This window comes from Saccharibacillus sacchari, from assembly GCF_037722395.1.
GTDB lineage: Bacteria > Bacillota > Bacilli > Paenibacillales > Paenibacillaceae > Saccharibacillus > Saccharibacillus sacchari_A.
Map to the genome: position 1 here is coordinate 83422 of NZ_JBBKAR010000035.1, position 18071 is coordinate 101492.

Annotated in this window: 15 protein-coding genes and 1 pseudogene; 8 read left to right on the forward strand and 8 right to left on the reverse strand. The window is 54.9% G+C overall.

What is annotated here, in order from left to right:
- Window positions 1–59 precede the first annotated feature (59 nt).
- Window positions 60–296 carry a ribbon-helix-helix domain-containing protein gene (locus WKI47_RS13900; RefSeq protein WP_340227742.1) on the forward strand — a complete coding sequence of 79 codons (237 nt, stop codon included), beginning with the start codon at window positions 60–62 and terminating at the stop codon, window positions 294–296.
- A 24-nt stretch (window positions 297–320) separates the two neighbouring features.
- A complete protein-coding gene (gene dnaN / locus WKI47_RS13905; RefSeq protein ID WP_340227743.1) occupies window positions 321–1469 on the forward strand; it encodes a DNA polymerase III subunit beta in 1149 nt (382 codons plus the stop codon).
- 79 nt (window positions 1470–1548) lie between these two features.
- On the opposite strand, the gene WKI47_RS13910 is transcribed toward dnaN, so the two are convergent.
- The 6 genes from WKI47_RS13910 to WKI47_RS13935 all read right to left on the reverse strand — a co-directional run bounded on the left by WKI47_RS13910 (window position 1549) and on the right by WKI47_RS13935 (window position 10552).
- A complete protein-coding gene (locus WKI47_RS13910) occupies window positions 1549–4413 on the reverse strand; it encodes an alpha-mannosidase (protein ID WP_340227744.1) in 2865 nt (954 codons plus the stop codon).
- A gap of 107 nt (window positions 4414–4520) precedes the next feature.
- Window positions 4521–5345, reverse strand: coding sequence for a carbohydrate ABC transporter permease (locus tag WKI47_RS13915; RefSeq protein ID WP_340227745.1), 825 nt, complete (start codon window positions 5343–5345; stop codon window positions 4521–4523).
- 21 nt (window positions 5346–5366) lie between these two features.
- Window positions 5367–6233, reverse strand: a complete 867-nt coding sequence (locus tag WKI47_RS13920; RefSeq protein WP_340227746.1) for a sugar ABC transporter permease — start codon at window positions 6231–6233, stop codon at window positions 5367–5369.
- Window positions 6234–6393: 160 nt separating this feature from the next.
- Window positions 6394–7761 (reverse strand): extracellular solute-binding protein, encoded by a 1368-nt coding sequence (locus WKI47_RS13925; protein WP_340227747.1) that lies wholly within the window; start codon window positions 7759–7761, stop codon window positions 6394–6396.
- 35 nt (window positions 7762–7796) lie between these two features.
- Window positions 7797–9050: a glycoside hydrolase family 125 protein gene (locus WKI47_RS13930; protein WP_340227762.1), complete on the reverse strand. Its 1254-nt coding sequence runs from the start codon at window positions 9048–9050 to the stop codon at window positions 7797–7799.
- 296 nt (window positions 9051–9346) lie between these two features.
- Entirely contained in the window at window positions 9347–10552 is a 1206-nt protein-coding gene (locus WKI47_RS13935) for a GntR family transcriptional regulator (protein ID WP_340227748.1), read from the reverse strand.
- Between the two features lie 256 nt (window positions 10553–10808).
- On the opposite strand from WKI47_RS13935, the gene WKI47_RS13940 reads away from it, so the two are divergent.
- Both WKI47_RS13940 and WKI47_RS13945 read left to right on the forward strand, forming a co-directional pair.
- On the forward strand, window positions 10809–11795 hold the full coding sequence (locus WKI47_RS13940; protein WP_340227749.1) for a DNA-3-methyladenine glycosylase: 987 nt from the start codon (window positions 10809–10811) through the stop codon (window positions 11793–11795).
- A gap of 74 nt (window positions 11796–11869) precedes the next feature.
- Window positions 11870–13594, forward strand: coding sequence for a family 10 glycosylhydrolase (locus WKI47_RS13945; RefSeq protein ID WP_340227750.1), 1725 nt, complete (start codon window positions 11870–11872; stop codon window positions 13592–13594).
- A 98-nt stretch (window positions 13595–13692) separates the two neighbouring features.
- Here WKI47_RS13945 and WKI47_RS13950 read toward each other — a convergent pair whose 3' ends face one another.
- Window positions 13693–14034 (reverse strand): helix-turn-helix domain-containing protein, encoded by a 342-nt coding sequence (locus WKI47_RS13950; RefSeq protein WP_340227751.1) that lies wholly within the window; start codon window positions 14032–14034, stop codon window positions 13693–13695.
- A gap of 183 nt (window positions 14035–14217) precedes the next feature.
- Between WKI47_RS13950 and WKI47_RS13955 the strand changes: the two genes are divergently transcribed.
- Entirely contained in the window at window positions 14218–14943 is a 726-nt protein-coding gene (locus WKI47_RS13955) for an SDR family oxidoreductase (RefSeq protein WP_340227752.1), read from the forward strand.
- 83 nt (window positions 14944–15026) lie between these two features.
- On the opposite strand, the pseudogene WKI47_RS26200 reads toward WKI47_RS13955, so the two are convergent.
- Window positions 15027–16086 (reverse strand): annotated as a pseudogene (locus tag WKI47_RS26200) (aldo/keto reductase).
- 321 nt (window positions 16087–16407) lie between these two features.
- Between WKI47_RS26200 and WKI47_RS13970 the strand changes: the two are divergent.
- From WKI47_RS13970 to WKI47_RS13980, 3 genes are all read left to right on the forward strand, one after another.
- Window positions 16408–17013 (forward strand): TetR/AcrR family transcriptional regulator, encoded by a 606-nt coding sequence (locus WKI47_RS13970; RefSeq protein WP_340227754.1) that lies wholly within the window; start codon window positions 16408–16410, stop codon window positions 17011–17013.
- Between the two features lie 4 nt (window positions 17014–17017).
- Window positions 17018–17365 carry a DUF4260 domain-containing protein gene (locus tag WKI47_RS13975; RefSeq protein ID WP_340227755.1) on the forward strand — a complete coding sequence of 116 codons (348 nt, stop codon included), beginning with the start codon at window positions 17018–17020 and terminating at the stop codon, window positions 17363–17365.
- A gap of 220 nt (window positions 17366–17585) precedes the next feature.
- A partial coding sequence (locus WKI47_RS13980) for an SLATT domain-containing protein (protein WP_340227756.1) occupies window positions 17586–18071 on the forward strand: 486 nt, incomplete at its 3' end.

An 18071-nucleotide genomic window follows, 5' to 3' on the forward strand; every position in this document is an offset into this window, starting at 1 on the left:
ACGATATAAGAAAAAGAAATTGAATAAAGTAACTTAAATCAAAAAAAGGAGAATTTATATTGAACGAGAAACCGATCAAAGTCGACGTGTCCAATAAAGAAGGCCAGTTGGGATTCGTATTCACCAAAGGCGGTCTTCGCGAAGGCGCCGGACGAAAAAAGATCGGCGTGACTCGAAAAGTTTCGTTGACGCTGACGGAAGAGATATGGGAAAAGATCGAAGCGGACTGTGCCGAGAGCGGATCGTCGCGCTCGGAGATCATTCGCCGTATTTTGGAGTCTTTTTATTCCGCATAATTTTGGAGAAGGAAGGTGCAGGGATTGCTCATCGAAATCGCCAAGTCTTCGCTGATCTATGCTGTGCAAAACGTTGTCAAAGCATTGTCTTCGAATCCGGCGCAGCCCGCTTCCGCGGCAATCCGGATTCGGGCCGATCTGAACGGCGTTACGCTGACGGCGAGCGGCGCATCCATGAAGATCCGGATCGTTCTTCCGCGAGACGATACTTCCGCGAATGTCCGGCAAGCAGGTTCGATCGCCGTATCCGCGCACCATTTTTATCGGACAATTCGCCGGCTTGAAGAAGGGACCGTCACGCTCGAGGTCCGGGAACCGTTGATGTTGACGATCGCTTCAAGTCGTTTTCGCATGCGGCTATGCGGAATAGGCGATGCGGAATTTGACAATAACGGACTTGCAAAAGAAGCTTTTTCCGTTCGGTTTCGTATCGACGGCACCACGTTTGGCTCGGCGATCCGGCAAGTGGCAAAAGCCGCTTCGCTATCGGAAAACCGTCCGATTCTGACCGGCTTGCTGCTTGAATGCGATCAGGCAAAGCTTCGTCTGACGGCGACCGACGGTATCCGTCTGGCTTCCCGCTCGCTGGATATCGAAACACTCGAAGGCGGCGGCTCCCAAGCGATCGTTCCGGCAAAAACGCTGAACGAGATCGCCAAAATGCTGAAGCAGGCGGGTAAGGCGGTCGAAGTGGAGTTGAGCCGTAACCGGGCGACGTTCGTCGCCGACAGGCTGCATATCGAAGCGAATTTGCTCAGCGGAAATTTTCCGTCTGTCAAAAGCGTCGATTCCGCATCGGGCCTGTGCGAGTTCAAGGTTGATCGGGCCGAGTGGTTACAGGCATTGGAGCGCGTGACAATCGTGGCAGAAGACCAGATCGTCAGATTGGCGGCGGATCGCACTCGGCTGCATCTGTCTTCCAAAGCGCCCGCTATCGGAGAAGTGGAGCATGAAGTTCCTTTGCAAGCGATGGTAGGCGGGAGCTTCGTGCTTTCGCTGAATGGGAAATTGTTGACCGATATCGTTCGCGGCAGCGACTGCGCCTTTTTTCGTATTACGTACACGGGACCGATGACGCCTTTGGTGATCCGTCCGGACGATTTGTCCGAATCCTCGCTGTTTTTGATCACTTCCGTACGCACTCAAGAATCTTGGCGACGCGAAGAACGGTGATTTGCTGCATTTATGATATCCGCAAAAAAAGACTCCCGACCGACTAACGGAGGGAGTCTTTGCTTTGAATCGGATAGATTTAACGGTTTTGGCGCGTCACATAAGCACGCGTCACGATCTTATACGCGCCGATCGTGTCATGCCGCTCGCTGAGCAGCTCGCGGCGGCGTTCCAGCACGTCGCTCTCGTAAGCCGTTTCGTGTCCGAAACCGGCCGATGCTTGAAGAGAAGCTTCTTCGCCGCTCAGATTGTACCAACGCGCGATCACGTCGTCGGTTTCCGCCGACAGCTTCAGCGCGGAGAACGCCAAGGTCGTGTCCTGCTCGTTCCAGCTCACGACTTGCGAAGACAGCGGCAGTCCGTTCGCGGAACCTGCCGATGCTGCGGTTGAAGCCACGCCTGTTGACGCGGCGTCCGGTTTCGCGCCGCCGACCGGTTTTTCCGCTGCCCGCTCCGAATGATCCGCCAGCGTCCCCGCCTGTACAACCGTCCACGGAATCGGATAGCTGTACGCGTCGCCGATCGCGCCTGATTTCGCCGCGTCGCCTGCGAACGGACGGATCGCGTATTCGACCGTTTGCTCGCCGAGGCATTGCGCTTCCGGCGTCTCGAACACGCCCCAGTCTCCGAGTTCGGACGAAGCGCGAAGCAGCGTGACGGCGATCGTGTTCTGTCCGTCCCGTAGCACTTCGTATTCGTTCAGCCCCTGGTTCGCGATCAACAGACCGCGTTCGCCGTCCGTGACATGAACGAACGCCTGCTGATGCTGCGCGTTGCTCGGATTGATCCATTCTTTCGCCGGCACGTTATCGCGCTTCGCCGCTTCGAAGATCGAATCGACATAGTGATGATCCGCGTTCAAGCCGGTCGGGAACAGCGCCCGCAGACGGTGGTCTTTGGCCTGGTTGTCGAACGATGTCCGCACCTTCACCAGCTCGCTTCCGGCTTCCAGCGTGTACCGGGTCGTGATGACCAGCGGCACCGTTTGCTCCGTGCGCTGCGCGGTACGTTCCGTGAACGGAACCATCTGCCGCTTCTCGCGGATGAACGTCTCGTCCGCGCTCGCCGGGATTTCCCAACGGACGACGCTTTCCAATACCGCACGGAAAGGGTTCTGCTCGACGATTCGTACGTCGGCTTGCAGATGCTCGGTCGTCAACGCCGTCTCGCCTTCCGGTTGACGGTAGACGTATTCGTTACCGATATCGCCCGTGTTTTCGAAGATGTTCAGTCCGCTGTATACGGTGCCGTCCTGCTTGCGTTCGACGGTCAGCGAGCCGTTCGATGCTACCGTCACCTTGAGCTTGCCGTTTTCCAGCGTCGTGCCGTTGACGTTGACCGTGTCTGTTCCGGCTGCATCCGCCTGCGTAGCTTGAGCTGCTGCTCCGACAGCTTCCGCCGGAACCAGCGCATACGTCCGGTAAGCCAGCGAAGGCACGTCGGTCGCCTGGAAGGTCACTTTCACTTTGCGCGCCATATACGGTTGGCGGAACCGGTCTTTCGGCAGATCGTAGCCGAAATGCGCGCCGAGATCCGTGATCTCCGCCGCGTAGACGCGGCCTCCTTCGTCCTGAACGACGAAAGTCGGCAACGGCGTCGATTCCAATTGCCCTGCCAACGCCTGCGGGTTCGGACCTTCCGGGAAAAACTTTTTGTCGACCAGCAGTTCCGTCTCCAGCACGCCGCTACGCGTCCAGCCTGCCGTATTGAACGCGACGAACGGCACGGCGCCTTCGCCCCAACGCGCCAAGCTTTCCGCGTCGATCGCGGACGCGATCGCTTCCGCGCTTTGGCGCGCGAGCTTTTCCGCGACGTGGCTGCTTTTCGCGAAACGCGTCAGCATCTCGCGATGCACTTCGTCCACGCTGCACCCGCAGATGCTGTCATGCGGATGGTTTTGCATCAATGTTTTCCAGGCGTAGTTCAGCAGATGGTGCGAATAAGCTTTGACTCCGGCCAGATGCGCCATCGTCGCCAGCGGCTCGGTCACTTTTTCCAGCAGCGTCTGGCCTTGTTGGTTGAGTTGTTTCAAGTAGACGCGCGCGGAAGCGGTGTTCACCAGCGTCCCCCAGCCGTCCGTATGCTGACTGCGCAGTTCGCCTTCGATCACGGCCAGATCGTCCGGGACTTCCTTCGCGACCGCTTCGATATAATCGTCGAAGTTCGAATGCACGAAGTCGATATCCGGGTACAGTTCCGACGAGACGCGGATCGCTTCCGGCAGATCCGTCTGGATCGGCTGGTGGTCGCAGCCGTTCATGAACAGCAGATGCGGCGTCGAAGCGAACTTTTCGGCTTCCGCCAAGTTTTTGTCCCAGTACGCTTTGGCTTTTTCCGCGTCGGCAGGCACTTCCATCCCGTTGCAATACCAGTTCGCGAACAGGATGCCCAGCACTTCCGAACCGTCCGGCGAACGCCAGATCATCTCGGAGTACGGCGATTCGTAGCTGTCCGCGTCCACCACCGCATTGTTGAAGCCGGTCGGCTTCACGCCTCGCCCGAACACCGCATTGCCGATGCCCGCTTGTTGCAAAATTTGCGGAGCCTGGCCCATATTGCCGAACGAATCGGGGAAGTAGCCTGTTTTGGACAGAACGCCGAACGGCTTGGCATCCTGGTGGCCGATCAGCAGATTGCGCAGATTCGCTTCGCTGCTGGTCAGAAACTCGTCTTGCAGCACGTACCACGGACCGAACTGGATACGGCCTTCGCGGATATAGTGGTCAAGCCGTTCCTGCTGATCCGGTCTTACTTGCAGATAATCTTCGCGGATGATCGTTTGCCCGTCCAGATGGAAATAGCGGTACTCCGGGTCTTGATCCAGCGTGTCGAGCAGTTTGTCCATCAGCTCGACGAGCAGGACGTGATGATGCTCGTAAGGCATATACCATTCCCGATCCCAGTGGGTGTGCGAGATCAGGTGAACCGTTTTCTTTTCCGACATGTGAGAACCTCCTGTAGTAGCGGCTTGCCGGGTTCGGCCGTCTCCGCATCAGCTACCTGCCTGCGCCAGCCAACGATCCGATCCGGACAATCCGCTTAACGATGTGATTAGCCCTTCGTCGCTCCGCCCATGCTGAAGCCTTTGGACATGTAGCGTTGGGAGAAGATATAGAGAACGACCGACGGCATGGTGTACAGCAGCGAGAACGCGGCGAGCCTTCCGTATTCCACCATACCGTGACTGCCGAAAAATTGATAGATCGTGACCGAAGCGGGAAGCTTGTCGGGCGTCTGGAGCAGGATATACGGAACGAAGAAGTTGCCCCAGCTCCCGGAAAACGTAAAGATCGCGATCGTCGAGATGCCCGGCAGCATCAGCGGCGCGACCACTTTGCGCAGTCCCGTCCAGACCGAAGCGCCGTCCATCCAGGCCGCTTCTTCGAGATCGATCGGCACGGAATCCATAAAGTTTTTCATCATCCAGATGCCGTACGGCAGCGAAGACGAAGTCAGGAACAGCATCGTGGCGAAGATCGAGTTTTGCAGATTCAGGTACAGGAACATTTGGAACACCGGAACCATGACCGCGGTGATCGGCAGCGCCGTCATGAACAGGATGGAGAGCAGGAAGCTTTTTTTGAACCGCATTTCGTACCGGGACAGCGGATACGCCGCCAGTACCGAGACGATGACGACCAGCAGCGCTTGACCGCCGGATAAGACAAGCCCGACGCCGAATGAGCGCAGATTGCCGGAATCCGTCAAGACGTCTTTAAAATTTTGCAGCGTCCAGGTGTCCGGGGCTTTGATGCCCTGCTGGGCGTTGGGATCGAACGAAGCGAGAATAATCCACAGCAGCGGCAGCAGGAAGCACAGGCCGAGCACGACCAGGATGCCGTACTGGATATTGCGCTGGAGTCTATGTTTGACCATTACGGGTGCACCTCCTTCATGTTAGACCTTGACCTTCATCGAACGCATGTAGAACAGGCTGGCTACGATTCCGATCAGCAGCAGGATCAGCGAGATCGCCGTTCCGTAACCGAACTGATAATTCACGAACGCCTGATTGTACATAAAGATCGGCAGCGTCTGGGTGGATGTGCCGGGACCGCCTCCGGTCATCGTATAGACAAGCGTGAACACGCCGAGCGTTTGCAGCGTGACCAGCATCATATTCGTGACGATAGAGCCTTTGACCATCGGAATGGTGATATGGCGAATGATCTGGAAACCGGTCGCGCTGTCGATGATCGCCGCTTCTTCGACTTCTTTGGGAATATCGTCGAGCGCGGATTGGTAGACCATCATGGAAAAAGCGGTACCGTGCCAGATGTTGGCGATAATGACGCTGACCATCGGGAACGAGAACAGCCAGGAGATCGGACTGACGCCGAACCAACCCAGAATCTGGTTAAGCGAGCCGTTATCGCTGAAGAATGCGACCATGCAGAACGCGACGACGATCTCGGGCGTAACCCAACCCGCGATGACGATAATGCCGATAACGCGGCGGAAGGTGACGTTTTTTTCTTTCATGAGCAGCGCCAGGATAAAGCCCAGCAGCACCTGCCCGATCACGGCGGAGAAAATCAGGAAGATCAACGTGCGCCAGACGCTGATCCGGAAATCCGGGTCGTGGAACATGTTGACGAAGTTTTGGAAACCGACGAATTCGAGGCTTTTCGCCGCTGCTCCGGTCAACGCCATATTGGTAAACGCGAGTCCGATCGTCAGGAAGATCGGCACGATAAAGAAAATCAACAGAAGCAGGACGGAGGGCATCAAAAACAGAAACGCTCCGGGCATTTTTCGGGTCATGGTTCACACTCCATTCGCGGAAGGGGCGGAGGAGCCTGTGCTCCTCCGCCCCGTAGATGGCAATCGGGTCAGAGCTTGTCCGCCGCGCGACGGGATCGGCCGTATCGGCTTGCTTCGGAGCCGGCGTACGCGCTCTGGATCTGGCATGTATTCCCCGCGCTTATTCGATGCTGTCCGCACCAAGCGAGCGGGAGACGTTTTCTTTCAACTGGTTCACGGCGTCTTCGGGCGACAAGTTGCCGGAAGCGATACTTTCGACGGTGCTTTGGAGTTGCGCCGATACCGTCGCGTATTGATCGTTGGCCGGACGGAAATGGGCGACGTTCAGCAATTCCTGCGCTTCTTCGACGAACGGACGGTCGGTGTAGCCTTCCACGTCCACCGAGTCGTTGCGCGGGCTGAGACTGCCTTCCGCCACGACGCGTCCGGTCGCGTTTTCTTTGTTCATCAGGAACTCCATGAACTTCCAAGCGGCTTCTTTTTCTTGTGCCTGCGCCGGAATCGACCAAGCCCAGCCGCCGGACATGGTCGTCGAACCCGGTTCTTGGCCGTTTTGCGTCGGGAACGGGGCGAAGCCCATTTTGTCTTCCACGTTCTCGATCGGAGCGGCGCCGTTCGCCGCCCAGGTCGAACCCGCCCAGCTTCCGTCTACCGCCATCGCCAGCTTGTCTTGCGGAAGCAATTGCTGGAACGCGATGCTGCCCGCCTGGCCGTTGAGCGCGACCTGCATCGATGGGCCGACTTTGTCGACGTTGAATACTTGGTTAATGAAGTTGAACGAATCGAGCAAGCCCTGGCTGTCCAGATCCCACTTTTTGCTGTCGTCGTTGTACAGGGCGTCTTCCGTGCCGTACAGCAGCATTTCCAGCGTCTGCATCGTCACGCCTTCGCCGTTCGATTTGCCGACGATCAGGTTGAGCGGAGTCACGTCCGGCAATTGCTGCTTGATCGTGCGGGCGGCGTCGAGCACGTCGGCCCAGCTTGTCGGTTCGAACGGAACCGGCAGACCGGCCTGCGTGAACAGGTCTTTGTTGTACCAGATGCCGCGCGTGTCGGACGTGGCCGGGACGCCGTACACTTTGCCGTCTTCCCCGGTCACGCCGGCTTTCAGGTTCTCGATAATATGCTCGTTCCAGTCGGCCCAGCCGGCCACCTGCGTATCGAGCGGTTCGAGATAGCCGGCCGCCGCGTCCGATTTGATGATCGACGTATCTTCCGCGATCAGGTCGGGCGCCGTATCCGGCGATTTCATTTGCAGCACCATTTTGGACGTGTAATCGCCTTCGCTGGCCAGGACCGGAGCGATATTGATTTTGATATCCGGGTTTTGTTCTTCGAACGTCGCGATCAGGCCGGAATCGAAAAATTTCGTCAGCGTGTCTTCCGAACCGGAAGAACGGAACGATACGGTGACTTCCGTTTTGCCGTCCGCGGCGTTGCTGCCGGAGCCGCCGCAAGCGGTAGTCAGGATCAGGGCGGAAGCGACGGCTGTGGTGAGCATGGCTTTGAACGGGATCGTCTTTCTCATAGGGATTCTCCTCTGTCGGGATCGATGATCCCGGATTATTTGTGGATGCGCAGCCCGCAGTAATCCATCACAAGTTCGCTGAATAGCATATTGGACCAGGAAAACCAGGGACGGGTGTATTGATGCGGATCATTGGCGGAAAAGCCTTCGTGCGTCAGTCCCGTGTCGGCATCCGTATCGCGAATCAACGCAAGCAAGCGCAGCTTTTCTTCCCGCTCCTGCGAAGTCAGCCCCTGCATCGACAAGGCGATATGCCAGATGTAGCCTTCCGGCGTATGCGGACTTCCGATGCCCGAAGCGGCCGTGCCTTCATAAAAATAAGGATTGGACGGGCTGAGGATAAAGCGGCGCGTGTTGAGGTACACCTCGTCGTTCTCATCGACATAGCCCAGATAAGGCAACGCGAGCAGGCTCGGCACGTTGGCGTCGTCCATCAGGTTGTGGTTGCCGAAGCCGTCCGTTTCGTACGCGTAGATGTGTCCGAACTCCGGATGCTCGACGATCGCGTGGTTGTCGATGCCTTGTTGGATCTCTTTGGCTAATTCGCGCGCTTGATCCGCCAGCTCCTGATCGCCGTATACCGCTTCCGCGATCTCGGTCAGATATCGCAGCGCCACGATCGCGAACATATTGGACGGAACGAGATAACCGTATTGACAGCAATCGTCGCTCGGGCGGAAGCCGGACCAGGTCATGCCGGTGTAGGCCGTCTCGCTGCCTTTTCCGTCGCGGACCAGCGTATCCGTCAGCGGCGCGTTCAAGCGTTGGAACGTGTACGGCGATTGCGTTTCGTGATGCTGCTCGGTGCGCCATAGCTCCAGGATCGTTTGAGCCGCCGCGCGGAACGATTCGTCGAACTGGGAGGTACGGCCGCTGTTTTTCCACAGCAGATAGCTCAGTTGGATCGGATACGCCAGCGAGTCGATCTCGTATTTGCGTTCCCAGATCCAGTCGTTCATCTCGGTCAGGTCATCCTGATGCCCGTTGCCGCTTTGTTGTTCGTTAAAAGCGTTTGCATAAGGATCGAGACGAATATACCGAATTTGCCGTTTGACCAGACCTTCGATCATGGAGGCGATTTGCTCGTCTTCCTGGGCGAGAATCAGATACGGTCTGACCTGAGCCGCGGAATCGCGCAGCCACATGGCAGGGATGTCGCCGGTAATCACGAAGGTCGTGCCGTCGTCTTTTTGCTGAATGGTGGTGAGCAGTGTATTGGTAAAGCAGTTCTCGAACATGCTGACCAATTTGGGCTGATCGGGCAGGTCTTGCCGGATACGTTCAATCATGCTTTGTAGAGATTTCGGAATTGTCGAATGGTTGGGAACCGTCACGTTTCAGCCTCCTCGTAAAAAGTCGTTGTAAAGTGAATCGCTTTCATTATCCTAATTCGATTGTAATGTCATGTCAATATGTTTATTTGGTGAATAGAGCACATTATTTTGCATAAATAATTAAATAGTATATCATTATCGCTGAATAGACTCCCTGTTTTTCGCGATAATTCGCATATCTGCACAGCAAAAAGGAGACCCGGAATCCCGGATCTCCATCGGTTGCGAACTATTTGTCTTGCTTTTGCCTTTTACTGACGATCGGACGGTATTTTAGCTTCCGCAACCGTCGTTCCCTGAATCAATTCAGCCGGAAGCTCAATGCGTTGAACCCCGTGATCGGTGCTTTTCATCAACTCGATCACCATTTCGAACGCCTTTTTGCCCATCTCGAATTGGTTCTGTCTCAGATGCGTGACCCGAATATGCTCCGGATTCTCCGGGCTATCGAAACTGATCAGCGACAGGTCTTCGGGAATGCGCCGTCCCAGCTTGGCCGCCGCTTGTTCCGCGAGAAGAGCAATCGGGTATTCGGCAGCAAAAAGGGCGGTGATCTCCGGATGGGCTTCCAAATGGCGCACCAGTGTATCCACGTCCGTCACCCGGTCTTGCGGATCGAACGAATTCGGCAGGGTGGATACCAGCGATTCGACCCACAGCTCCCGATTCACCAGCACGCCTTGTTCCGTATGGGCTTCAACGATTCCTTTGATCCGTTCTTCGATCGCGGTCGTGTTGATCGGAGGCTGGGTCAGGAAGGCGATATTCCGGTGTCCCCGTTCAAATAAATGCCGTGTGCCTTCTTTGGCCGCGCTTGCGTTATCGGTGCTGACGGACGAAGCCGGAATGCCTTTTAGGAACCGGTCGATCATCACAAAAGGGAACTTTCCAATGACCAGCTTCAGAATCTCTTCGCTGAAATATTCGCCTTGCGCCGGGAAAATAATCAGGCCGTCCACACCCAGCTCCAGCAGCTCCAGAATATTGCGTTGCTCCTGCCCGGGCACGCCGAACGAACGCCGCAGCACCAAAAAGCTGTCGTGTTCGCGGGAAGCTTCTTCCATCCCGTATACCAGCTCCGTGCCGTACATATCGCTGAAGTGGGTAATCACGAGTCCGATCATTCGCTTGCGGTTCGGCGCGGAAGAACGCTCGGATTTTGGTTCCGAAATGCCCGGCAGCGCCGTTTCTCCCGCGTCGTGCGTCGAGGTCGCGTTGGCAAGCAGCGCCGGATCGGCCACGAACGAACCCCGACCGGGCTGACGGACAACGAGCTGCTGGGCCACCAGCATTTCCAGCGCTTTTTTGGTCGTGATCCGGCTTACGCCGAATTCGCCGCACAGCTCTTTCTCGGAAGGAACCCGGTCCCCGATTTTGTATTGTTGCAGGCGTATGCGTTCCCGCAAAGCTTCGAATATTTGCTCGTACATCGGCCTGGAGGCCGAATCGTTTCTCAAAGCAAGTACCTCCTCCAGAAAACCTTTTCTTATTCTGTTCAATATAATATATCATGTTATATCAGCAAAAGGAAGAATATCGTTTTACCCGTATATGATTCTTAAACAGTATACGCTTTTTCTGAAAAAAGAAAAACATGGAAAAGTCTGTATCTCCGAAGCGGACCAACCGGTCAACTTTGTGTGCGGAAAGGTTAATAACGAATAGATTTAAACCCTGTTTACCATTCACGCACAAGGAGGCTGTCGTCCCCATATGATAAGCGCTAACGAACCTTTTGAACGCCGACATCCTTCTCAAACGAATCTTGATCCCAAAACTTCTTTTTCTTACGAAAACGAAGGCTCCGATATCCGGCTTCCGGTTCCCGCCGAATTCAGCTTCGCCGAAAACGTGGCTCACCTGTCGACCGCAACCAACGAATCGCTGTATACGCTGCGGGAAGGCCGGATCTACAAAGCGATCGCCGTCGGCCGAGAAGACACGGTCGTAGAGATTGCGGCCGACGGCGACACGCATCTGCGTATTCGGTTTATCGAGGAGCCTGCAAGCGACAGTCCGACACTGCGCGAAGGCGTCGCCCGGTACGTTCACGACTGGTTCGACCTCGGCACCGATCTCAAGCCTTTTTACGAGATGGCCCGGCAAGATCCGCTGCTGAAGCAGGCGGTCGTGTCTTTCTACGGACTGCGCAATATGGGCATACCCGACCTGTACGAAGCGATCTGTTGGGGCATCCTCGGACAGCAGATCAATCTGGCTTTTGCTTATACGTTAAAAAGGCGGTTCGTCGAAAAATTCGGCCGTGTGATCGAGCGGGCCGGGGAGAGCTACTGGTTGTTCCCAACCGCCGAAGATCTTGCATCGTTCACGCCGGAGGACCTATCGGCAGCGGGCATGACCACCGTCAAAAAATGCGAGTACCTGGTCGATACCGCGAGACTGATCGCAAGCGGCGAGCTGACCAAGGAACAGCTTCTGCAAACCGGCGACGTCAAGCAAGCGGAGAAGATGCTGGTCAAAATCCGCGGCATCGGTCCCTGGACCGCCCATTATGTGCTGATGCGCTGCCTGCGGATGCCGGACGCTTTTCCGATCGACGACGTCGGTCTGCACCATTCGATCCGGCATGTGCTGGGCCTGGATACGAAGCCGAGCAAAGAGCGGATTTTGGAATTATCGGCCGGATGGACGCAGTGGGAATCATACGCGACGTTTTATTTGTGGAGATTTTTATATTGACGAAAGTAAGCCTTCAAGCCTGCCGATAGTATAACGAGAGAAGCGTTATTCAGAACAAGAACGGAGGCTATGCAATGACAGGGACAAAATTTTGGAAAAAGCGGTTGGCGGCGGTGTCTGCTCTGCTGCTGATCGTTTCGTCGGTCGGAGCTTCCGCTCTGGTATCGGCCGAAAACGGGGATTATCCGCCGTTCGAGACCGAGGTTATCGTCCGAACGGTCAATCAATTCGCGGACGAACAGGACGTCGAAGACTTTATCGGGCTGGCGGAACGCTACGGCGTCGACGTGATCAGCCTGAACGTGAAGCAGGACGAAGACGACGAAGTGCCGTCCGGCCAGGTCTTTTACCGGAGCAACATCGCCCCGATCGCCGAAGGGTACGAAGAGTTCGACGCGCTGCGCGAGGTGGTGGATCAAGCCCATGCCGTGGGGATCAAGGTAAACGCCTGGATTCCGCAGTTCCACGACCAGGAAGCTTTTCTGAACAACGAGGATTGGCAGATGCAGTCGTTAGTGGACGGGAAACGTACGCCTTTTACCGGATCGAACGGCAGCGAGTATTTCGTCAATCCGCTTCATCCTCAGGTGCAGCAGTACGAACGTTCGATTGTCCGCGAAGTGGTCGAAAATTATTCGGTGGACGGCGTGGTGCTGGACTGGGTTCGTTTTGACGATTACAACATGGACGTAAGCGATTATACGATTGCCCAGTATCAAGCCCGGTTCGGTTACTCGCCATTGACGATCGATTTCGGCAAAGACTCTCCGCAGCGCAGGCAGTGGAACGAATGGCGAACGGAGCGGATCGGCAACTATGTCCGCGACGTGCGTCAGGACATTTCCCGTTCGTCGAACCCGGATGTACAGCTCGGCGTCTACGTGCTTCCGCCGGAATTCGCCGAAGCGGGCCAAAATGTCGCCAAGTTCAAGCAGCATGTCGACTTCGTCGCGCCTATGGCTTATTTCGACGATTGGGGCCTAGGCAGCGAGTGGGTGTATAGCAGCGAATCCGGCATTCTCAAAGACACGCGCGACCGCCTTGCCGGAACGTCCGCGCGGATCGTGCCGACGCTGGATCAGGATTGGACAGAGGAAGAGTATCAGGAAATCTACGGAGGCATCCGGCAGAATTACGCTGAGGTCAATCGCTTGTCCTTCTTCGCCTACGGAGCTTGGACGGAGGATGAGTTGGCCGCGATCGACGAACGTGTCGGCTGGCCGTCTTCGGGCGAAAAGGATTATGTCGCCAAGCTGCCGGAAGGCTGGAGTGCGCGAAATATCGGCTCTATGCCGGGAAAAGTCAGCTATAGCGCATCCAAAAAGCAGTTTACGCTCAGCGGCGGTTCTTCGGACGTATGGGGAGAATCGGATCTATTGAATTTCGTCTACCAGCCGTTAAAAGGGAATGCGGAGATGGTGATTCAGGTGAAATCGCTCAGCCGTTTGGACGATTGGGCGAAGGTCGGAATTTCGGTCCGGGAATCGCTGGCCGCGGACGCCAAACATGTCGATATGGTGCTGACCCCGGACAACGGAGCATCTTTCCAATACCGGGAGCAAACGGGCGCAGATACCGCGGATCGCACTGCCGAAGCGCCGGCTCCGGGTTGGTTGAAGCTGAGCCGTCAGGGCAATACGTTCGTCGGCTCGTTTTCCGCAGACGGCAAGCGCTGGGAGCGGGTCGGAACGGCGCGGATCGCGATGAACGCCCAAGCCTATATCGGCCTTGCGCTCAGCAATCCGGGCACGGATTCGGCGGGGAAAGCGGTGTTGGGCAACGCGAAAATCACGCGTTAAATGTCTCGCAGAACAAGACGATAAGTTCGGCGTTCGTATGTCCGGCAAAATCCGCAAGACATTGAAGGGACGCCGCAATCGGAGGCAGACGCACTTCGTTACGAAGAACGCGCCTCCTCCAACACCTCCAGATGGGATCGTCCCCAGCCGCACATCGCATCCAGGATCGTGCCCAGCGTACGGCCATGCTCGGATAGACTGTACTCGACTTTCGGCGGAACGTCGGGGTAGAGTTTGCGTTCGATCAGCTGCGCTTCTTCCAACTCCCGAAGCTGCTTGCTGAGCGTTCCTTGCGATACGTCCGGAATCAACCGCCGCAGCTCGCCAAAGCGCTTGGTGCCGTCGATCAGCAAAATGAATAGGATCAGCGGCTTCCATTTTCCGTCGATCGCATCGAGCGTGGCGATAACGCCTTTAAGTCTCGGTTCCTGCAAATCCACCTATTCAGCCCCCTTTAATCAATAACCGTTCTACTCATCATACCGAACTTCCTGTTTTTTCGCATCCGTTAAGGCATTGCAGGCGTGAAAGTACGAAATTTCGGACCAGGTACGAACAAAGTGCCTACTGGTGCATCCCCGATAATCCCCGCCATAATGGAACGAAAAAGGGAGCTGGGGAATATGGCCGGAGAGAAGTGGAACGGGCAAAAAATCGTTATTATCGGAGGAAGCTCGGGAATAGGTCTGGCAACGGCGGTTCTGGCAGCGGCAAAAGGAGCAGAGGTGATCGTCGCCGGACGTTCGGAGGATAAGCTGCGGGAAGCGGCCGAGGTTGTACGCGCACAAACAGGCCAATCTATTCGTACCTATCCGCTGGATAACCGAAGCGACGAGGAGCTGGAACGCTTTTTCGAAAAAGTAGGCCCTATCGACCATCTGTTCACGCCGGGAGCCGCGTACACGCGCGGACCGCTATCTTCGGATCGGGAGACGGCGGTCAGCTGCTTCGACGGAAAGTTTTGGCCGCAGTATTTTGCCGCCAAATATGCCGCTCCCCATCTATCCGCAAGCGGTTCGATCGTGCTCATGTCCGGCGCCTTCAGCCAACGCCCGCTGCATGGCGGCGCTTCGTACGCGGCTTGCAACGGAGCGATTGAGAGCTTGGGCAAAGCGCTGGCCGTCGAACTCGCGCCCATACGCGTCAACGTCGTCTCGCCGGGCACGATCTGGAGAGAAGGGCAGGAAGGAACGCCGCGCGGGGATCATTTCAAAGACTACGAAGACTTGGCACTGGTCCGTCGCGTTGGGTACAGCGAAGAGATCGCGGATACGGTGCTGTACTTGATGGGCAACGGCTTTACGACGGGCAGCACGCTGTTTGCGGACGGCGGATATACGATGATTTGAGTTTGGAAAAAGGCTGTTCCCGAAAACCGCATCTGCGGCACGGAACAGCCTTTTTCTATGTGCATAGACTCTTTCGGCAAAACTTAGAAAGTCCCGAATCGCCCGCCTGCCGCTACGCCTTTCGGCGAAATGCGTTCGATCTCCAACAGATCGTCAGCGCTCAACCGGACCTCCAGCGCGCCCAAATTCTCGCGCACGCGTTCCAGCCTTTTCGTACCCGGAATCGGCACGATCTGCTCGCCTTGCGCCAACAGCCAGGCCAACCCGAGCTGCGCCGGCGTGACCCCTTTTTCCGCCGCCAACTGCTCGATCAGAGCGACGACCTCCACGTTTTTCGCAAAATTGTCCCCTTGGAACCGCTCGTAATATCGACGATAATCATCCGCAGGCAAATCGTCGAACGTCTTGATTTGCCCGGTCAAAAACCCTCGCCCGAGCGGACTGTACGGAACCAACCCAATCCCCAGTTCCTTTAACACCGGCAGCACTTCTTCTTCGACTTCGCGACTCCACAGCGAATATTCCGTCTGCACCGCAGACAGCGGGTGTACCGCATGCGCGCGCCGAATCAAATCCGCCGGAGCTTCCGACAACCCGATATACCGAATCTTGCCTTGCCGCACCAGATCCGCAAGCGTCCCAATCGTATCTTCTATCGGCGTATTCGGATCAGGCCGATGCTGGTAGTACAGATCAATATAATCCAGTCCTAGACTATATAGACTGGCCCGTTGACCGTTTTGAGTCTGCGATTTGGCGCGGCGAACCCTTCCTAAAGCGTGAAGGTTTCGATTCGAACGTAACGCTCATATCGTGCGCGGTCAACGTACATGCATCTACAGACTTCTTGATATAAGCCGGATCGCCTTTCGGCCCTTGCCCATGCGTCACGCCAAACTTCGTCGCCACAACCGCTTCATCCCGCCGCCCACGCAGCGCCCGTCCAACCGTCTTTTCATTCCCTCCAAACTGCCCCAATGCAAAATCCCCATACAAATCCGCCGTATCGAACATCGTCACCCCCAAATCCAAAGCCCCGCGAATCGTATCTGCCGACTCTTCGCTATCCGGCATCATCATCGTCCCCAGTCCCAGCGCCGATACCTCAAGCCCCTGCGATCCCAACTTCCTTTTCCGAACCATATCCGTTCACCTCTCATCTCTGCGGCCGATCTTTCGATCCCGCGAATACCCCTATCCTAATCCCGCCAACCCTCGCCTAACCAGACTCTGCTTATACAGGTAACACGATTAACAGGCAAAAAAATCTTGACTGTTCAATCGAACAGTTTTATATTAAACACACAAACTGACTGTTCGATCAAACAGTTTCGCATTAAAAAGAGAAGCTGAAAACTTGAAATACCAAGTTTTCTACGCACTTCCTGCCCCAAAATTTTTTTAAATCCTATTTTGTGCAGCGCCCAGCCCCAATCGAATAGGATTTTAAAAAGGAGCCCGCTCATGTCAAAAGAAGACGAACGCAAACTCGCCATCATGCAATCCGCTTTCACCCTGTTCGGCCAAGTCGGCTACGCCAAAGCTTCAATGAAAGACATCGCCGCCAAAGCCGGAGTCGCCCAGGGCCTGATCGGTTACCACTTCGGCACCAAAGAAACGCTGCTTGTCGAAGTCGTCCGCGAATGGATGATCAACCGCGGAATGAAAAAGGCTTTTGCCCAGATCGACATCCAAGCTACGCCGCAGGAAATGCTTCAGCAGGGACTTCGCCATGTCACCGAATTCCGCAAGTCCAACCCTGAATGGTTCATGCTGCTGGTCAGCCTATGGTCGGAGAGCGCCAATAACGAGAAGCTGGCCGCCGAATTGGTAGGGATCTACAAAGAAATGAAAGCCGGCATCATCCAAATCATCGACCGTTTGGAACTGCCGATCGAAGACCGTGAGAAAGAACTTCTCGCTTCGCTGATCCAGAGCGTTTTCGACGGACTCACCCTGCAAGCGCCGACGCTACTCAACGAACAACCTTTTTCCTACGAGCAAATCTCGCAAAGCATCGGCTGGATTCTCGAAGGCATTCAATCCCGATCTTCCCACAAAGGAGACTAAACCCATGAACCAAAACCTGATTCGCGCAGAAGGCTTGTTGGTTCTGGTTGTATCCGCCACGCTTTATTTCATGAACGGTTACGGCTGGCTCGCTTTTGTCTTGCTGCTGTTCGCCCCGGATTTGTCCATGATCGGCTACGCGTCCGGCAATAAGATCGGCGCCTACGTCTACAATGCCGCCCACACCTATACCGTGCCGCTGCTGCTCCTGCTGGCCGGCCTGATGTTCCCTGCGGCATGGCTGACCATGATCGGCTTGATCTGGACGGCGCATATCGGACTGGATCGCATGATGGGCTACGGCCTTAAATATGCTTCAGGCTTCAAGGATACGCATATGCAGCGGTTGTAACAGAAAACAAAAAAATAAAATAAAGGACATATTTACTAATTTCTAAAAATGTGCAATGATCATATTTGGTAACCCTCTATCTGTTTTATAAAGAGATTCCTAAAGGAATATAACTAATCAACAGGGTGCTTTATCCCCTAATTTGACCTGGATTTTTCAGGTAATAATCGGAACTGAAATTAGAGGGTTACCGCATTTAATTTTTTTGAGAGGTGATTGAGTGCTTCATCTTACGCTATTACAGCAACTTGAAAGTCTTTCAAATAAAATATGGATCACGAGAAAATCTCGTATTAGAGCAGAAGACAGGCTTAGAAAAAATGATTTTTTGACTCAAATATTAGTGAATTATTATACCCTTATAGTCGTAGGATTAAGCATCTGGACTCTTTACGATAACAGTCATGCTCAACTAATTTCAGTGCTTTTAATTATTGCTTCGGTTCTTCTATTCGGTTTGTCTATTTTTTTAACATCAAGAGATTTTAGAGGTAGGTCCTTAGCTTTCAAAGACTGTTATATTAAGTTAGATGAACTTTACAACGAAACAGAACTGTTAAAAGCAATATCAGTAAATTTATCTCCTCAAAAAATCAATGAATTACAAAAAAAATATAACGACATAATTTATAGCGTTGAAAATCATACTTCTGTTGATTATTTTGGTGTTTTAAACGATACAAATAAAATCAGTACAACACAAAAA